An 18,358-nucleotide genomic window follows, 5' to 3' on the forward strand; every position below is an offset into this window, starting at 1 on the left:
GGATTGATAAAATATTTATCCGTGATTCGCAAGAGCGACTTATTTAACCTGATAAATTGGCATTGATTTATTTTATCAAGACGGATACTGCCGATTCCTGCCATTCGTAAAATATCCACAGAAAATAGGGCTATTGAGGCCTGAAATTAAAGATTTTGATTTTGGAAGAACTAGAGAGCTTAAACGCTGCGCTTACTGTTTTATAACGTGTCTTTTAGTTTTATTCAACGTACGTAACCGTTTATTAGTGTTGAAAAGTTGATAAGTATTTTTACATGCTTGTATTTTTGGTATGGCTATTGCAATACGGGTGCCAACGCTTATTCAACGTTAAAAGAAAATTTATGAAACTACAACTATTTAAAACACTCCCGGTTGCACTCGCTGGTTTACTCATCGGGTCTGTTGCTTCAGCTCAAGAAAGCCCTGCAACTTCTACAACAACGTTCAGAACATGGTCTATCGGTGTAAACGCTGGTGTACTTACTCCATTGTCACCATTAGGTGGAAAAAATGATTTCAGTAATAACAAATCAAGTTTAGGTTATGGCCTTTACATTAAAAAACAATTTACACCTTATTTCTCTCTTCGTTTAGATGGGGTTCGTGGTAAATTAAAGGGAGATAATACCGAGCCTTATGAAAGTGGTTTGGTAAACAACTCTCCGGTAAAAGCATTTGATACAGAGTTATCTTATTCTGGAAGTTTAAACGCTGTAGTAAACATGTTCAATATTGATATGTTTAAAAAAGAGAATACATTACAGCTTTACGCTTCTGCCGGTGCTGGTATTGCGGCCTACAAACCGACTATTACTACAGCAGCTGGAACTTCGACACTTAATGGTGGGGATAACATCAATGAGTTGATCATTCCTGTAGGATTAGGTGCTAAGTTTAAAATTTCTGATGCGGTTAATTTAGATTTAGGTTGGACTATCAACTTTGTTGATGGTGATAACTTAGATGGTTATTACAAAAACGGAAACGATAAATACAATTATGCATATGCTGGTTTAGAGTTTGCTTTAGGTACCGGAAAACAATTGGCTTTCCATAATCCGGTAGCTTTAACGTACGATGAAGCTTTAAAAGCAAAACAAACTGCAGAAGGTTTAAAATCTGATTTAAATGCTCAAAAGGCTGAAAATGCAAAACTACGTTCAGAAATGAACGACATCTTGAAAGATACAGATGGCGATGGTGTTGCAGATAAATTAGACAAATGCCCTGATACACCAACTGGTACTGTTGTTGATGGTTCTGGTTGTCCGTTAAAAACTCCAGAAAAAGTTGTAGAGAAAGTAATCGTTACAGAAGAAGATCGTAAAGTTGTTAACGAAGCGATTAAAAACTTAGAGTTCGATTTAGGTAAAGCAACCATCCGTTCTAAATCTTATGCTTCTTTAAACAGAGTTGCTGCATTATTAATCCAGAAAAACTTTAGCTTAAAATTAGCTGGCCACACAGATAATACAGGCTCAAAAGAATTAAACTTGCGTTTATCAAAAGATAGAGCAGAATCTGTAAAAGCTTATTTAGTTTCTCAAGGTGCAAATGCATCACGTATTGAGGCTACTGGTTATGGTATGGGGCAACCAATTGCTACCAACAAAACAGCGGCTGGTCGTCAACAAAACCGTCGTGTAGAGTTTACCCTTTACTAGTCTGTTTTAACATACATTTTAAAGCGCCCCGATTTATTGGGGCGCTTTTTTGTAACAAATTTTTTCTCAAAATATCTTATAGCACTATCAGATTTTAGTTAGAACATTAATTAAATGTGATTAAAGTAAATAAGGTTAACTGACAGGTTTTGGAATAAAGAGATGTAGGGTTGTAGCAACGCAAGCGCAATTCTCAGTAATGCTTGTTTAACTAGGGAGGTAGATTATCATATCAGCTTTTATCACATAGTGATTCCTGTAGCAAATCGAATGTTTGAGAATATCTTCTGTGACAATTTTTTTTTAAAAAGTAAACGAATATTTTAAGAGAAATGTACGGTCTCTCAAAGGTATATCAAATACCAATAACTGGTTAGAAGTCGAATTTATCTGCTTATAAACCTTCTGGGTTATTAAATTGAGGCACTGAAACTCAAAAAAGCTTTTCCACTTTGTAGGAGCATATTTTACATTCATATCCAAAAAAACATTGTGCATAGGTTGTTGTAATTTCTGTTTGTACAAAGTGAAATTATAAGCCACATTGTATGATAGTTTTTGGTTTAACTGATGTTGCCAAGTAGATTTTAACTTCTCGATATTAGTAGTGTTTACAGTTTTACCATTTACTGTACTTTGCTCGTTTATAAATCTTGAAAACTCTCCACTTACCGAAACTGTAATTTTATTAAATATTTTTTTCCTGACAGTTAATGCAGTAGCGATACTTTTAACGTTGAAAGGCAGAATCTCGTTGTTATAAAAATTAAAACCCCTTTGTAGGCTTGTATTAGCATTTGCCATGATATTTAATGAAGCAAAATATAAATATTTAGAAATACTGCCACCCAAAGCGTATTTTTTTGCGGTATTTTTAAAATTAATAGCAGTAGATTTTGTTAGGCCATTATCAATTTCAAAAGAGTTGATAAAGTTTTGTTGCGTTTTATCGTAACCTAGGTTTAAATTGTAAAAGAACATTGCTAAAGGTTTGCGATAGCTAAACCTAACGTTTGCCGAGTTGTTATTTGTTATGGGTAATGGCGTTTCGTTAAAATTAAACTCCCTGTAATTTACCAAAATGCTGCCCGGGTATATGTCTTCCACTTCTCCAAAAGTAGTTTGTTTAAGATATCTAAAATTAATTTCACTGTACCGGCCTAAATTTTTACGAAAATCTATAGAAGGGTTCAGTGAAAAATATCTGTTTTTTTTATAGATAAAATCTGTTTTACTGTCGTAATCTATAAAGTTGAATGTTGGCGTTACCTCCGCAATAATAACGCCTTTTTTAAGGAGGTAAGTTGCAGATGCCTTGCCCAATAGTCCTAAATTATTAAATATTACATCATTTTTAAATCTATCGCCCACTGCCGAAGTAACGTGTAAGCTGTCGGTTTTGTATAAATTGCTGGTTAGTAGATTGCCATTATACGATAAACCTATTGCGGTAGAAAGTATAAATTTGTTGAATTTTGTTTTAAAGGTTATAGCTTGGTCAATGAACGTATTTTTGGTTTGCGTCTGTTGTGCTAAAAAGAGATAACTTTTATTGTTATTGATAATATTTTCATGCAACCCAGGAGCGGTTTCTAAACGCTCATTTAATTTGTAATACTGCGTCAAGCCATTGTACTGAAGTATATTGTTTATTCCCAGCGCTTTTATTACCACCGTTTCATTACTAACGGATAAATATTGTGTTGGCAAATTTTGCGTTAATTCTTGATCGTTCTGTATGGTGCTTCCATTTTTTTTCCATGTTGGTAAATCTAACTTGGTAAGAGATTTTACATAAATGGCATTACTGTTTTTTTCTATTTGAGATTGTATTTGCCACTGGTTAAGCCTGTGTAAATGGTTCTGTATTTCGGTGTACCTAACTGTATCGCGGTTAAGGAAATAATTAACCGAGTTGTTAAAATTATATCTCCTTTTTAACTGTAGCGTAGCCACATTCATTCTTAAGGTCCAATCAGATTTTAGTTTAAAAAGCGCATTAATATTTCCTGCAAAATCATTGTTCATCAAGTAATACTTTTCATCTAGTGATGGGAGTTCGCTACTTGTAATCGACAGGAATGGTGCAGCTTTTTTTAAAATGGTTTCGTTGTTTGAGGATACGCCAACGTCGGCATTTTCATGTTCTAAATTTTCGCCAACATTATTGGCTTTTAGGTTGTTGATGCTCTTATTTTTTGATTTAAAGAACATGTTATTAAACTCACCACTATAGGCACTATTTCCGAGACCAGCATGACCGGTATTAATGGTTATTGCTTTGGCGCTATCGGTAAGTTTAAGATTTAGGGCAACGTTATTGGTAACCGTATATCCGTTTAGGGCTTTTATAGGCTGGTCCCGTTCTATAACCTGTACTTGTTCTACAGCATTTACCGGTACATTGTTGGTGGCCAGTTTATATCTGCCATCCAACAGATTGTCGCCATCAAGGTAAACCTTTGATATTGGTTTTCCGTTGTAGCTGATAGCGCCTTTGTCGTCTATTTTTATGCCAGGCAACCTGCCAATCAAATCGGCAATCACCCTATCATTTTGTTCTTTAAAGGCTTTCACATTGTAACTTAAAGTATCGCTAACAAGCGATACTTTTTTTAGTGAAGTAACCTTAACTTCTTTTAAAAGATTTACTTTTTTTTTAAGGATGATGGTATAAGGCTGGCTTGTATAACTGCTAATAGGTACTATCTTTTGTTCATATCCCATTGCTGTTACTTTTATAGAAAGGCTGTTGTCATTTGTTTGGAGTTTACAGCTAAAAACGCCCTGTTGATTGGTATTGGTAAAGGCTAAACCCGAGCCATTCTTAGTAACTATTGCAATGGTGGCAACATCAAGCGGTACAGCTAAGCTATCTTTTACCACACCATTTATAGTAATTGTTTGCTGGGCCGATGCTAAGATAATCGATAACAACAAAGCCCAGGTTGCTAACAAATGTTTTAAATACAAGCTTTCTAATTAATTTGTTAATTCTAAGGGGTAGTTCATGGTAAACTTCTTTTTTGAGGCAGTACCGTTATTACCTCCGCCACTGCTGGTAACTTTATCTATTGTAATGCCACTTCCAAAATCATCCGTACCCAAGCCTTCAGCTTCTGCCTTTCTCATACGTTCGTATTCTTTTAACGAGGTTGAAATTATTTTTGTTGGTATATTTACCGATGGAATATTTTGAAAACTTCCAGTAGTTACCACTTTGGTGCATGTAAATTTTATAAAATAATTATCGTCGTATGCTTCTAAAATAAGCCCGGGCAAACCATTTAATTTCCATGGGCCAAAATTTGCGGCTATGTCGGTAGTAAACCATGCTGTATATTTACGCCCCTTAACCATTGCAGTGGCCATTTGTGCGGTATAACCTAACAATTGTTTGGTGTCTTTTTCAATTTTCCAATTGGTTTTTGCTGTGCTCTCGTTAATTAAATAGCTTTGCTGGTTATGGTTTTTTACTACCGATAGTTTTAGCTTATCAACATAAATATCATCTTCTGTAGCAGGCGAAATAACGCCCATGTTAATTACATTGTTGTTTTTGGTTTCGGCCTGTTTTAATGCCGCCTGAATGGTAGAGTCTTGCTTTAACCGCGTTTGGCTGGTGTAAAGGCTTTTCTCAGTATTAAATGCCAAAATAAAATCCTCGCTAAAAACTTTTGCTTTTTGTGTAGTATCTTTTATATGATAAAATTGGTAATAGGCAATAGTTGTGGGTTGCTCGGGCAGTTTTGTGCTTTTATAGCTGAACGAGTATAAAACGAACAGGGATAATACCGGTGCAATAAATTTTAAATATCTGTGCATCTTTTTTTTTATAATGAATTAAAAACCATCCTCTTGCTTAATTATGTTATATTAATAGGGGTGAAAACAACCGTCACCAAACCAACCATCAGCAATACCGTTGTCAAAATAATTTACAGCAGATTGCATTAACGTCATATCATCAACATGGTTAGCGCCAGATACATGTATATTCCATTTCGTGCCACATGCGTCGGTAAACTGGAAGGTCTTTGCCCTGCGTAACAAGCTACTTTGTTTGTTGTTCACATCTAAATAGATGTTTTTTACAATTGCAACATTTTTAAATAACTTGGCTACTGGAGAAGCCTTCAATTTTAAATCGTTAGCAGATGCACTAAATCCTATTAGTGTGCATATAACTGCGAAAAATATTTTCCTCATAACTTTTTTCTTTATATTTCTATTATTATCCTACCCAGAAACAACCAGTTATAAGATTGTCTTTAAAGTAATCCCATGCGAACTGCCACAACGAATGATTAGATGCACTACTTGCACCTGAAACATATATTGTAGTTTGTGCTCCACAAGCATCTGTAAATGTGAAATTCATCTGTCTGCGAAATAGGCCAAGTTGTTCATTTGCAATCTTTCCAATCTCAACTTTATTGGGCTGCGGCAAATTTTTTACAACAATATTTGCCGAGTTCGGTTTTGCAACAGGTAATCTTAAATCTTTTGCGTAAGCGCCGGTACCTAGTACCGCGAATGCGAGTGCGAATAATAATTTTTTCATTTTCGTTAAATTTTTAATAATCTACGTAAGATAAAGGATGGTCTTAATTCATTTTGTTAGTGTAAAATTCAGTACAAAAATCCCAAACCCAAACCCCTAATCCATATCCGAATGTTAAGTGCAAATATTCGTAGTGTTTCATCTCATATTCGAAATAATTAAACTCATCATTTTATGATATTGATTGTTTAACTACGGATATCAGATTAAATCCAACGAATATTTACCCGTAGTTTCTAATCCATTATCTATTGTTACTTTTAAAAATGTTTTACATCAAATGCTTTCTCCGCTTAGCTAAAAAATAATGAGCTTAAAAATAAATATTGCTGTTTCTATAATTTCCATATGCATTGTCTCATCCTGTAGGCCAAAAAAAACGCCGAAAAGCGATATCAAAAACCTACAGGTTAATACCGTTACAGAAAAGGATTACCTGCAAAAAATATTCGATTTGGATACAGTGCCAACCGGTAAGGTCAAAATGGCCATTATCCTAAAAGAAGATCATGTTTTTAAGCATGATGCCCACTACAATACCAACCCATTTTATCATTATTTTAAGGCAAGAGCTTATGAATTAGAAAGAAAAACAGATAGCGCCATAATTGCCTACAAAAAAATGAAAATCAAAAGGAAATGGGATGATATCGATTTGCTTAAAACTTGTAGCATAGTTGACCATACTATAAATAACAGCGTAATGGTAGAGGCTGTATTGATGAGTCAGATTGTTGCTGCCACGAAAATAGCCGAACGTAAAAAGAGCAAACTGGTTTACAAGTATTACGATTTATTAGCAAAAGCCTATTACCAGAACCAAAACAATAAACAAGCACTTTATTATTCGGAACTTTACTACCAACACCATCCGCATAAATGGCACAGGGTCGTTAAGCAACGCTATTACGATATTTGTTTTTTGTTGGCGTCCAGGCTTCAGGATTATAAAAAGATGGCTAGTTACAATACTAAAGCCCGCCTTTTGGCTAAAACTATTCCCGATAGCATGGCCCTGGCCCGTACGTATGATAATGAATCGCAGATTTATGCCCTGCAAAAAGATTACCGCAATGCTTTGGCAAGTAGTAAAATCTACTTTAATTATTTAGCTAAGATAAATATGCTACATGATGTTGCCTTCAATAATCTGGCAAAAAGCTATTTAAATGTCAATCAACCAGATAGTGCCATATTTTATTTGAAAAAAGGTATGGAGCTGGCCAAAAGTAACAACCCCGCAAAGCAGAAAAGTTATTTGTACAAGGGATTAATTGATGCCTATGCCATGAAGGGCGATTATAAACAAGCATTTAATGTTGCCCTTAAGGCCCACGCTATAGAAATAGAAGATTTAAAAGCTATTGATGTTGTTAAAATCCAAGAATTGCACGAAAAATACGAAGCAGGAAAAAAAGATCAGGATATTGCGGTTTTAAAAAGTAAAAACCAACTCAGCGAAAGTATTATCCGCCAGCAGAAATGGCTGATTTTTTCAGTCCTTATAGTGTTTTTAGGAACAATCGCATTAATTTACACCATATATAGACAGCGTAGTTTAAAAGAGAAGAACAAGTTATTGCGCAGCGAAAACCAAAGGCTAAACATAGAGCAAAAATTGTTACAGGCACAATTAAATCCGCATTTTGTTTTCAATGCCATAGCCAATCTGCAAAGCCTTATCGCATCGGGCGATACTTCCGAATCGGTACGTTACCTTTCTTTTTTCTCTAAATTGCTGCGCAATGTGTTGGAGCAAAGCCGGAGAGATTTTATACCTATAGATGAAGAAATTGCATCATTGCACAATTATATGCAGCTACAGCAAATGCGTTATCACCATCTTTTTGATTACGAGATTGTAGCTGATGAGCTGGATACAGAATCAACACTTATTCCACCTATGCTTGTGCAACCGTTTATAGAAAACGCCATTGAACACGGTTTTAGGAACATCCGGTATAAAGGTATGCTGAAAATTCAGTTTAAATTGGCCAATGAACAATTATTGATCACGGTAGACGATAATGGAAGCGGCATTACAAACAAAGGCAAGTTGCAGTCAGGTAAAACCTCGTTGGCACAGGTCATACTAAAACAAAGATTACAGGCATTGTTTAAACTAGACTGTCAACAGGCTAATTTTGCTATTGTAGATAAAAAAATAAATAACGATAAAGGTGTAAAAGTCCAGATCACTATTCCAGCGGTATATGAATAAAAACGGGATGAAACTTTATATTCTTGAAGATGAGGTGCTCATATTGCAGCACTTGTTGCAAATATTGCAAAAAATCAGTTTTCTTCAGGTTGTTGGCCACTCGGCCTATGTTGCAGCGGCATCAAAAGAAATTCCGCTTTTAAAGCCTGATGTCGTTTTGGCCGATATCAGGCTTAAAGACGGTGATAGCTTTACGCTGTTTAATAATATTGATATTGAAGATTTCCAGCTTGTATTTCTTACAGCTTACGATCAATATGCCATACAGGCGCTTAATTTAGGGGCTTTTGCCTACCTGTTAAAACCTATTGAGGATGATGCTTTAGCTGTAACATTAAAAAAGTGCTACCATCACCGTGAGCAAGAGCTATTTAATAAACAACAGCTGCAAATAGCCCGTAGCCATTATTTAGAAAATGGTATAAATAACAGCAAGCGTATAGCCTTAAAAAGTTTAGAATATATAGAAATTGTTTTAATAGAAGATATTATGTACTGCCAAAGCGATAAAGGGTATACCACTTTCTATTTAAAAGATAAACGCGAAATTCTGGTTTCTAAAGGATTAAAGGAATACGAACTGATGTTATTGCCAATGGGTTTTGTTCGATGCCATCAATCTTACCTCATTAACTTTAATTATGTAAAGAAATATTTTCGGGAAGGCTTTTTGCAAATGTACGATAGTAGCCAAATTCCGGTTTCTAGCCGTAAACGGGAAGAAGTGCTTAAATATTTGCAAAATATCTCTTAATGGTTTAAGGTTTTTAATGGGAACCATTTTGTTTTTACAGGCGTTTGGTTCAAAAATACTGTTAGTCTTTTCCAAATTGAAATCTGTTTTTGTTAGTCTAGTGTATTAGTTGGCCGTTTATATGAATTGCCCTCCTGAACGCAATGAAGGATCTTTTATGCAGACCTTAGTGAAAATGGCTTTGTGAGATTGTAACGTCAGTGGTTCTTCTGTTAGGGATTCTTCACTGTGTTCAGAATGACAGATTTTATAGGATGTCATTATCGGGAGGAACGACGAAGCAATCCTACTATTATTTATTTCTCAGAAAAACGATTTCTCAGAATGGTTAGTGATTAATCTATACGGATCGTCAAAGACATTTATTTAAGCGAAACAATTACCTTTTTGATTTCGCTTAAATCATTCATTTCAAAATTTGATGATTGTGGATAAAAACGCTGGTAAATGATTTTATCGTCTTTGCTATCATAAACACTGATTATTTTATCATTAGAACGTTGAGTGTAAACTACATACTTAATATTCGTTTCAGTATTCAAAATTAAACTATCCAATTCCTTGTACGATACAAATTTGAGTTTATAATTATAAGGTTCTAAAACTACCCCCGATTGAGGCAAAAGAGCCAGTTTGGACGAGAATACCTGCTTAATATACTCAGGCACATACAGCGTTTCTTTTGTTAATTCTGGTAAACGGACCTTATTGTAAAACTGGTAATCTAAATTACAATCCTTGTTTGCGAGCAATCCATCATTAATCTGTTTTAAATAACCCATTAAAAACCCTGGCGACCAGTTTAGGAAACTAGACTTGTTGTAGAAGTTTGATAAAATATTATTTTTTATACTTCTTTTTGTGCCATATTGTTGATCCTGTGTTTGAACCAGCAGATTTGTGTTCCAATCAGCAAAAAGTGTAACTGTTGCCAATATACTTTCTTCCTTTACCTTAGGTTTTTTAGATGGCGTAATTAATTTTAGCGCATAAACGATATTTACATTGGTTGTACTGTCTAGCTTTTCGGCATAACCATCAAAATAAAAAAAAGAGTAATTTGAAAGCGTATCGTAACGGGCAAGCTCTTCGGGTTTAATAATTTTATAAGGTGTAATGGTCCAGTTTTTTTTAATGGCCCGATCAAATTTTTCCAATTCAGCATAATCCGTATACTGTAAAGTAAACAAGGTTGTTGTTTTTTTAAATGTCTCTAATTTTTGACTGTTTAAAAGAGCAGCTCCGAAATAAGATACCTGACTTTTACAAATTGTAGCCCATAAAATAAATAGGCTAAATAAGAGAATTCCTCTAGCTTTTAACATATTAAGTGTTTTCATTTTGTGTTTGACTATGATAAGAAAAATTTGACAAATATTTTGAATTTTTCTATTGCATTAACAAAATACATTCATTAGCTTTGTTATGCAAGCATAATAAATTAGCAAAAATGAAACAACAACAAACCATAGATTACCACGTTAAGTTTGCCTGGCAAAATATGTTTAATAAGTACAATCAAATGGCATCTGGTTTTGGGATTACCCAGGCCATTGGTTATATGCTTATTAATATAGATGATGCCGAGGGAACTGCGGTTTCAAATTTAGCTGGCTTACTTGGGGTGAAAGCAACCAGTTTATCCCGTATGTTAAATAATATGGAAGAGGCCAACCTCATTTATCGTGAAACATCTGCAGGCGATAAACGATCGGTAAAGGTTTTTCTAACTGATTTCGGTAAAGAGAAAAAACAATTGGCCAAAGGTGTTGTTCGAAAATTTAATGAATATCTCGATGAGCATTTCTCTAAAAAGGAGAAAGAGACTTTTATTAACCTATTGATCAAACTAAATGATATCACTGTAGCCTATACTGTTGATTAACAAATATAATAATCAAATCTGTTTGGTAGGTTGCTGCATACATGGTACTATCAGACTAATGAAAAGCAAATAGATAATGAAACGAAGCATTAATAAAGTTGCAGTTTTAGGTTCGGGTATTATGGGGTCGCGTATTGCATGCCACTTCGCCAATATTGGTGTAGAGGTATTGTTATTAGATATTGCCCCGAAAGAGCTAAGTCCCGAAGAACAGGCAAAAGGATTAACACTGGATAACCCAGCTGTAAAAAATCGGATTGTTAATACAGCTTTGCAAACGGCTGTAAAAACAAATCCATCTCCAGTTTATAGCAAAAAGGCACTAAATAAGATCAAAACTGGAAATTTCGACGATGATATGCCGAAAATTGCCGGTTACGATTGGGTAATTGAAGTTGTGGTCGAAAATCTTGATATCAAGAAAAAAGTTTTCGAGCAGGTAGAGCAGTTCCGTAAACCCGGCACATTGATTACCTCGAATACTTCTGGTATTCCAATTCACTTAATGGCTGAAGGAAGGACTGATGATTTTAAATCGCATTTCTGCGGAACACACTTTTTTAATCCGCCCCGCTATTTAAAATTATTGGAGGTTATCCCTACGCCGCATACGCAACCTGAAATTGTTGATTTTCTGATGCATTATGGCGATAAGTTTTTAGGAAAAACAACTGTTTTATGTAAAGATACCCCGGCTTTTATCGCCAATCGTGTAGGTGTTTATTCCATCATGGCACTTTTGCATCTAGTTGAAAAATTGGATCTGACAGTAGAAGAGGTTGATAAATTTACCGGACCAGCCTTGGGTAGACCAAAATCGGCTACTTTCCGTACTTCGGATGTGGTGGGTTTAGATACCATGATCAAAGTAGCAAAAGGACTTTACGATAATTGTCCGGATGATAAAGCACATGATTTGTTTAAACTTCCAGTATACGTGCAAAAAATGGAAGAGAACAAATGGCTTGGCGACAAAACCAAACAGGGTTTCTATAAAAAGACAAAAACTGCTGATGGTAAAACCGAAATCCTTGCGCTTGATTTAAAAACTTTAGAATACAAACCACAGCAAAAAGTAAAATCGGCTACCTTAGAAATGACTAAGCCGGTTGAAAATCTTCGTGAACGCATGAAGATTTTTGCAAAGGGAAAAGATAAGGCAGGCGAATTGTTCCGCCATTCTTCATTTGGTTTATTTGAATATGTATCAGATAGGATTCCAGAAATTTCTGACGAACTCTATCGTATCGATGATGCCATGCGTGCAGGTTTCGGTTGGGAACTTGGTCCCTTCGAACTTTGGGATGCAGTTGGCGTAAAAGAAGCCATCGAAGGGATGGAGCAATATGGCAATAAAGCTGCGGCTTGGGTGCATGAAATGCTCGATGCCGGGAATACTTCATTCTATAAAGTAGAAAATGGCGTTAAAAAATATTACGATATCCCTTCAAAAAGTTATAAAGCCTTACCGGGAACGGATGAGTTTATCATTTTAGATAACCTCCGCGAAAATAAAACCCTTTGGAAAAACTCAGGTGTTTCCATTATCGATCTGGGCGATGGCATTCTGAATGTAGAATTCCATACCAAAATGAATACCATTGGCGGTGATGTGATTTCGGGTATCAACAAAGCGATTGATATGGCCGAGAAAGATTACCGTGGTTTGGTAATCGGCAATGATGGTGCAAACTTCTCTGCCGGGGCAAATGTTGGGATGATTTTTATGATGGCGGTAGAGCAGGAGTGGGATGAATTGAATATGGCGATCAGAATGTTCCAGAATACTTCGATGCGCATCCGTTATTCTTCTATTCCGGTTGTGGTTGCCCCACATAATTTAACCCTGGGCGGTGGTTGCGAGTTTAGTTTACATGCCGATCATGTTCAGCTCTCTGCCGAAACTTATATGGGTTTGGTTGAGTTTGGTGTTGGCGTTATCCCTGGTGGTGGCGGAACAAAAGAATTTGCTTTGCGTGCTTCTGATGAGTATAAAGATGATCAGATTGTGCAAAATGCCCTGAAAGACCGTTTCTTAACCATCGGAATGGCGAAAGTTTCTACTTCTGGTTACGAGGCTTATGAACTGGGCTATCTGCAAAAAGACAAATTCTCCATCTCGATGAACCGGAACCGCTTATTGGCCGATGCTAAAGCTAAAGCAATAGAATTGGCTGATGCTGGTTATACAAAACCCGTGCAACGGAACGATATTAAAGTGCTAGGAAAGCAAGGTTTGGGAATTGTTTATGCAGGTGCAAATAGCATGTATGCAGGGCATTTCATTTCCGAGCACGATAAAAAAATATCCGAAAAATTAGGTTATGTGATGTGTGGCGGCGACTTATCGGCTCCAACAGATGTAACAGAGCAATATTTATTGGATCTGGAAAGAGAAGCATTTTTATCACTTGCAGGTGAGCGGAAATCGTTAGAGCGGATTCAAAGCATTATTACCAAGGGGAAACCGTTGAGGAATTAGTGAGTTAAATGTTTAGATATGAGTATCAAGTATCAAGATACGAATGTTGAATAAAGTTTTACTTACATTAATAACAAATAAAACAATGCGAGGATTAGGTCTTGATACTTGATTCTGGCTACTAGATACTAAAACAATGGAAGCATATATTATAGCCGGATATCGTACAGCAGTGGGCAAAGCGCCCCGTGGCGTATTCCGTTTTACAAGAGCTGATGATTTAGCCGCAGAAGTAATCAGGGCTTTAGTGGCATCGGTTCCGAATTTAGATAACGAACAGATTGATGATGTAATTGTGGGTAACGCTACTCCAGAAGCAGAGCAAGGCTTAAATATTGGCCGTATGATTTCGCTAATGGGGTTGGATACTGATAAAGTTCCTGGTGTTACGGTAAACCGCTATTGTGCATCGGGTTTAGATACCATTGCTACAGCAGTTGCCAAAATTAAGGCTGGCATGGCCGATTGCATTATTGCAGGTGGTGTAGAGGTGATGAGTGGAATGCCTTTTGGAGGTTGGAAGCTTGTACCAAATGCGGAGGTTGCAAAAAACAATCCAGACTGGTATTGGGGTATGGGCTTAACCGCCGAGGCAGTAGCTAAAGAATATAATGTGAGCCGTGAAGATCAAGATGCTTTTTCGTTAAAATCTCATGAAAAAGCCATTCACGCTATAAAAAACGGTCATTTAAAAGACGGTATTCTACCTATCACAGTAAACGAAAATTACCTCGATGCCAACCTTAAAAAGAAAACCCGTTCTTACGTGGTTGATACCGATGAGGGCCCACGAGCAGATACTACTTTAGATAAGTTGGCGAAATTAAAACCCGTATTCGATGCTGTTGGAAGTGTAACCGCGGGTAATTCATCGCAAACATCTGATGGGGCAGCTTTTGTGCTAGTGGTGTCTGAAAAGAAAATGAAAGAATTAAACGCAGAACCGATTGCCAGGTTGGTAAGTTACGGTGTCGCAGGAGTTCCGCCACGCATTATGGGGATTGGCCCAATTGAGGCAATTCCAAAAGCATTGAAACAAGCGGGTTTGAAAAAAGAAGATATCGATTTAATCGAACTGAACGAAGCTTTTGCCTCACAGTCGTTAGCCGTAATCAGAACACTGGATTTAAATCCAGATGTAATTAATGTAAATGGTGGTGCAATTGCATTAGGGCATCCGTTGGGCTGTACAGGAGCAAAACTTACCGTACAGATTATGAATGAGCTAAAAAGACAGAACAAAAAGTACGGAATGGTAACCATGTGCGTAGGAACCGGGCAAGGTGCAGCGGGGATTTTTGAACTATTTTAGGCAGATCGTCATTTCGAGGCACTAAGCAATCTTAATGCTTTGTGTTGATAATAGGGACAGTTGTGTGATTGCGAGGCACGAAGCAATCACAACCGAGTAAGGCAAATGCTAAGAGCGATCGTCACCCCGAATTTATTTCGGGGTCTTAATTACAAAGTGGCTTAGCATGAAAGATGCTGAAATAAATTCAGCATGACGATGCGGCAAGAAGAATGAACAAAAAATGAAAATTAAGCGATTTCAATTGTCGCTACTAGATACTAAAACAATGGAAACAACTGAAAAAAAGACAATTAAAGGCGGTGAATTCTTAATTAAGGATACCACTTATCAGGAAGTATTTATCCCTGAAGAATTTGATGAAGAGCAGCAGATGATTGCACAAACCTGTCGCGATTTTCTGGCGGCTGAGGTTTATCCCAATTTAGATAAAATTGACAAACAGGAAGATCCCGAGCTCATGCCTACACTTTTAACCAAAGCTGGTGAACTGGGTATTCTTGGTGTTTCGGTACCGGAAGAGTACGGCGGTTTTGGTAAAAACTTCAATACTTCCATGCTGGTTGCAGACGTTGTAGGTGCAGGCCACTCTTTCGCCGTTGCACTTTCTGCTCATACCGGAATTGGTACCTTACCAATTTTATATTATGGTAATGAAGCACAAAAAGCAAAGTATATTCCTAAGCTAGGCTCTGGCGAATGGAAGGCTGCTTATTGTTTAACTGAACCAAACTCAGGTTCGGATGCGAACTCTGGTAAAACCAAAGCCACGCTGAGCGATGATGGTAAACACTATATCATTACAGGACAGAAAATGTGGATTACCAATGGTGGTTTTGCCGATATTTTTATTGTTTTCGCTAAAATTGACGATGATAAAAACTTAACTGCATTTATTGTAGAGAAAGATTTCGGTGGCATAACCATGAATCCCGAAGAACATAAAATGGGTATTAAAGGTTCTTCAACCCGTCAGGTTTTCTTTAACGATTGTCCGGTGCCGGTTGAGAACATGTTGAGCGATAGAGAAAACGGTTTCAAAATAGCGGTTAACATTTTAAATATTGGCCGTATTAAATTATCAGCGGCAGCTATTGGTGCTTCAAAAGCAACTTTAAATACAGCGATTAATTATTCGAATGAGCGGATCCAGTTTGGCCGCCCGATTTCTAAATACGGCGCCATCCGTTTTAAAATTGCAGAGATTGCTTCTAAGCTTTACGCTGTTGATGCGGCGAACTACCGTGCAGGTCAGAATATTGATGATACTTACGATCAACTGGTTGCAGGTGGAATGGAATCTGGTAAAGCAAGGTTAAAATCTGTTGAGCAATTTGCGGTAGAGTGTGCCATTTTAAAAGTATGGGGTTCTGAAGCTTTAGATTATACTGTGGATGAAGGTGTGCAGATTTACGGTGGCATGGGTTTTAGTGCCGATGCGCCAATGGATAGGGCTTATCGTGATGCACGTATCAACCGGATCTTCGAAGGTACAAACGAAATTAACCGTTTATTAACCGTTGATATGATGCTGAAACGCGCCATGAAAGGTGAACTGGATTTAATGACACCTGCTACAGCAGTTGCAGCTGAATTAATGAGTATCCCTGATTTTGGCGAAGAAGATACCACCTTGTTTGCTGCAGAGAAAAAAGTGCTCTCGAATTTGAAAAAAGCAACTTTAATGGTGGCTGGTGCTGCGGTTCAAAAATTAATGATGACCTTAAGCAAAGAGCAGGAAATTTTAATGAACATTGCAGATATGGCCAGTTATGTTTATGTGCTCGAATCGGCATTGTTGAGAACAGAAAAATTAGCAAGTATCCGTGGAGAGGAAGCAGTTGCAGGCCAATTAGATCTATTAAGAATTTATTTGGTAGAAGCAGTTGATGGTATAGCCAAAGCGGGTAAAGAAGCGCTTTGGGCATTTGCCGAAGGTGATGAGCAACGTATAATGCTTGTTGGTTTACGCCGTTTTACCAAAGTAGAACCATTTAATGTTAAAGATGCCCGTCAAAGAGTTGCCCAACAGCTTATTGAAGCAAATAAGTATATTTTTTAAGGTAGGTTTAGGGTAGAGGGTTTAAGGTTTAGGGTTTGGGTGCATTAACTCAGGCGCTAAACCTTTTTTGGTTTTTAATACATAGTGTTTTTTCATATGAGTTGTTTTTTATCCTATTTTGTCATGTTGAGCCTGTCGAAACACCTTAACCGAATTTTAACAAATGCTTCGTTCCTAACATTGATAGATTCCAAAAGAAAGTTCGTCATTGCAAGGAGGAATGACGAAGCAATCTTACAACTATGGGGTATAGCGACCGTATTAAGATTGCTTCATCATAATTGAAAAATTAGCTTAGTTTTTAAGGTTGCGTAATTAAAATCATATTTTCGCGCATGTTTAAATTTAGATTACTTCCGATACTTCTTTTATGTGTAGCTATGGTTTCATCTTGTAAAAAAGATGAAGACCCTGAAAAACAAATTGCCGATTTCATCAAACAAAATAATATTAACGCAGTTAGAGATGATTCTGGCTTATATTATCAGATCATTAAACCCGGTTCGGGGTCGTTCACTTATCCAAATAACACCAAAATAACCATTAAATATGAAGGTAGGTTATTAGATGGAACTGTATTTGATAATGGCGATGGCAAAGAGCAGACCTTTAATCTTGCCGAACTAATATCTGGTTGGAGAATCGGTATCCCTAAAATACAAAAAGGTGGAGAAATAAGATTAATCGTTCCGCCGGGTTTGGGTTATGGAAGCAGTTCGGTAGGTCCTATCCCTGGTAACGCTGTATTAGATTTTACCATACAGCTGTCTAATACACAATAAGCGTACAGACTAAGGATAAAAGACTAAATTCAAATCAAAATGCCGCTTTAGTCTTTTTGATTTTACCTTTAAGCGCCTTAAAATTGTTAAAATAGGTTAAAAATTGTAGCATCCGTATTAAAAGCTTATTTTTGCGATTGATGGTTAAGTTTAAATATTTTATACTCATGATCTGCTTTGCAGGGTGCTTAGCAGCCTGTAAGAAAAATGTGCCGGTTGATGATTACGACCCTACTCCACAATTTAAGGCCGATACTGCTGCAATAAGTGCTTTTGTTAAGACTAATAATATCTCGGCTACGAAAGATGCCAGTGGTATATTTTATCAGATATTAGAGCCTGGGACTGGAAGTGTAGAGTATAAAGCATCTACAAAAATCACGTCAGATTATGAAGGGAGATTATTAAACGGAACTATTTTCGATAGTACCAAAGGAACCCCAACCTCGTTTCTACTCGGAAACGTTATTGTAGGATGGCAATTTGGGATTCAAAAAATACAGAAAGGTGGTAAGATCAGATTGATCATACCTTCTTATTACGCTTATGGGACACAATCACCTTCAGCTTTGGTTCCGGCAAATTCAATACTCGATTTTACTATAACACTTACAGACGTACAATAATAA

General features: G+C 36.7%; 14 protein-coding genes. 9 read left to right on the top strand and 5 right to left on the bottom strand.

Annotated features, from left to right (window positions below; all coding sequences use genetic code 11):
- The first annotated feature begins 344 nt into the window (after positions 1-344).
- Positions 345-1,667 (top strand): DUF6089 family protein, encoded by a 1,323-nt coding sequence (locus LQ227_RS11570; RefSeq protein ID WP_230144503.1) that lies wholly within the window; start codon positions 345-347, stop codon positions 1,665-1,667.
- Between the two features lie 303 nt (positions 1,668-1,970).
- Here LQ227_RS11570 and LQ227_RS11575 read toward each other — a convergent pair whose 3' ends face one another.
- Genes LQ227_RS11575 through LQ227_RS11590 form a run of 4 tightly spaced genes read right to left on the bottom strand, consistent with a single transcriptional unit; the run spans position 1,971 to position 6,231 of the window.
- On the bottom strand, positions 1,971-4,640 hold the full coding sequence (locus tag LQ227_RS11575) for a hypothetical protein (protein ID WP_230149429.1): 2,670 nt from the start codon (positions 4,638-4,640) through the stop codon (positions 1,971-1,973).
- Positions 4,641-4,649: 9 nt separating this feature from the next.
- Complete coding sequence (locus LQ227_RS11580; RefSeq protein WP_230149431.1) at positions 4,650-5,492, bottom strand: GLPGLI family protein; 843 nt, start codon at positions 5,490-5,492, stop codon at positions 4,650-4,652.
- Positions 5,493-5,543: 51 nt separating this feature from the next.
- Complete coding sequence (locus LQ227_RS11585) at positions 5,544-5,876, bottom strand: hypothetical protein (protein WP_230144506.1); 333 nt, start codon at positions 5,874-5,876, stop codon at positions 5,544-5,546.
- Positions 5,877-5,901: 25 nt separating this feature from the next.
- Positions 5,902-6,231, bottom strand: a complete 330-nt coding sequence (locus LQ227_RS11590; protein ID WP_230144507.1) for a hypothetical protein — start codon at positions 6,229-6,231, stop codon at positions 5,902-5,904.
- Positions 6,232-6,538: 307 nt separating this feature from the next.
- Between LQ227_RS11590 and LQ227_RS11595 the strand changes: the two genes are divergently transcribed.
- Positions 6,539-8,452 carry a histidine kinase gene (locus LQ227_RS11595; protein WP_230144508.1) on the top strand — a complete coding sequence of 638 codons (1,914 nt, stop codon included), beginning with the start codon at positions 6,539-6,541 and terminating at the stop codon, positions 8,450-8,452.
- 7 nt (positions 8,453-8,459) lie between these two features.
- Positions 8,460-9,206 carry a LytTR family DNA-binding domain-containing protein gene (locus LQ227_RS11600; RefSeq protein WP_230144509.1) on the top strand — a complete coding sequence of 249 codons (747 nt, stop codon included), beginning with the start codon at positions 8,460-8,462 and terminating at the stop codon, positions 9,204-9,206.
- 362 nt (positions 9,207-9,568) lie between these two features.
- On the opposite strand, the gene LQ227_RS11605 is transcribed toward LQ227_RS11600, so the two are convergent.
- Positions 9,569-10,546, bottom strand: coding sequence for a hypothetical protein (locus tag LQ227_RS11605; RefSeq protein WP_230144510.1), 978 nt, complete (start codon positions 10,544-10,546; stop codon positions 9,569-9,571).
- 110 nt (positions 10,547-10,656) lie between these two features.
- Here LQ227_RS11605 and LQ227_RS11610 point away from each other — a divergent pair, with 110 nt between their 5' ends.
- The 6 genes from LQ227_RS11610 to LQ227_RS11635 all read left to right on the top strand — a co-directional run bounded on the left by LQ227_RS11610 (position 10,657) and on the right by LQ227_RS11635 (position 18,355).
- On the top strand, positions 10,657-11,091 hold the full coding sequence (locus LQ227_RS11610) for a MarR family winged helix-turn-helix transcriptional regulator (protein ID WP_029277114.1): 435 nt from the start codon (positions 10,657-10,659) through the stop codon (positions 11,089-11,091).
- A gap of 76 nt (positions 11,092-11,167) precedes the next feature.
- Complete coding sequence (locus LQ227_RS11615) at positions 11,168-13,573, top strand: 3-hydroxyacyl-CoA dehydrogenase/enoyl-CoA hydratase family protein (protein WP_230144511.1); 2,406 nt, start codon at positions 11,168-11,170, stop codon at positions 13,571-13,573.
- 136 nt (positions 13,574-13,709) lie between these two features.
- On the top strand, positions 13,710-14,885 hold the full coding sequence (locus tag LQ227_RS11620; RefSeq protein ID WP_230144512.1) for an acetyl-CoA C-acyltransferase: 1,176 nt from the start codon (positions 13,710-13,712) through the stop codon (positions 14,883-14,885).
- A gap of 268 nt (positions 14,886-15,153) precedes the next feature.
- Positions 15,154-16,947, top strand: a complete 1,794-nt coding sequence (locus tag LQ227_RS11625; RefSeq protein WP_230144513.1) for an acyl-CoA dehydrogenase family protein — start codon at positions 15,154-15,156, stop codon at positions 16,945-16,947.
- 335 nt (positions 16,948-17,282) lie between these two features.
- Entirely contained in the window at positions 17,283-17,729 is a 447-nt protein-coding gene (locus LQ227_RS11630; RefSeq protein ID WP_230144514.1) for an FKBP-type peptidyl-prolyl cis-trans isomerase, read from the top strand.
- Positions 17,730-17,869: 140 nt separating this feature from the next.
- Complete coding sequence (locus LQ227_RS11635) at positions 17,870-18,355, top strand: FKBP-type peptidyl-prolyl cis-trans isomerase (RefSeq protein ID WP_230144515.1); 486 nt, start codon at positions 17,870-17,872, stop codon at positions 18,353-18,355.
- Positions 18,356-18,358: the final 3 nt, after the last annotated feature.

The organism is Pedobacter sp. Bi27, assembly GCF_918698255.1.
Classification (GTDB): domain Bacteria; phylum Bacteroidota; class Bacteroidia; order Sphingobacteriales; family Sphingobacteriaceae; genus Pedobacter.

Bases quoted from the DNA above. Each gene is read 5' to 3' on its own strand.
- LQ227_RS11585 (WP_230144506.1), bottom strand. From the start codon at position 5,876: ATGAGGAAAATATTTTTCGCAGTTATATGCACACTAATAGGATTTAGT.
- LQ227_RS11580 (WP_230149431.1), bottom strand. From the start codon at position 5,492: ATGCACAGATATTTAAAATTTATTGCACCGGTATTATCCCTGTTCGTT.
- LQ227_RS11610 (WP_029277114.1), top strand. From the start codon at position 10,657: ATGAAACAACAACAAACCATAGATTACCACGTTAAGTTTGCCTGGCAA.
- LQ227_RS11590 (WP_230144507.1), bottom strand. From the start codon at position 6,231: ATGAAAAAATTATTATTCGCACTCGCATTCGCGGTACTAGGTACCGGC.
- LQ227_RS11615 (WP_230144511.1), top strand. From the start codon at position 11,168: ATGAAACGAAGCATTAATAAAGTTGCAGTTTTAGGTTCGGGTATTATG.
- LQ227_RS11635 (WP_230144515.1), top strand. From the start codon at position 17,870: ATGGTTAAGTTTAAATATTTTATACTCATGATCTGCTTTGCAGGGTGC.
- LQ227_RS11600 (WP_230144509.1), top strand. From the start codon at position 8,460: ATGAAACTTTATATTCTTGAAGATGAGGTGCTCATATTGCAGCACTTG.
- LQ227_RS11630 (WP_230144514.1), top strand. From the start codon at position 17,283: ATGTTTAAATTTAGATTACTTCCGATACTTCTTTTATGTGTAGCTATG.
- LQ227_RS11570 (WP_230144503.1), top strand. From the start codon at position 345: ATGAAACTACAACTATTTAAAACACTCCCGGTTGCACTCGCTGGTTTA.
- LQ227_RS11595 (WP_230144508.1), top strand. From the start codon at position 6,539: ATGAGCTTAAAAATAAATATTGCTGTTTCTATAATTTCCATATGCATT.
- LQ227_RS11605 (WP_230144510.1), bottom strand. From the start codon at position 10,546: ATGAAAACACTTAATATGTTAAAAGCTAGAGGAATTCTCTTATTTAGC.
- LQ227_RS11625 (WP_230144513.1), top strand. From the start codon at position 15,154: ATGGAAACAACTGAAAAAAAGACAATTAAAGGCGGTGAATTCTTAATT.
- LQ227_RS11620 (WP_230144512.1), top strand. From the start codon at position 13,710: ATGGAAGCATATATTATAGCCGGATATCGTACAGCAGTGGGCAAAGCG.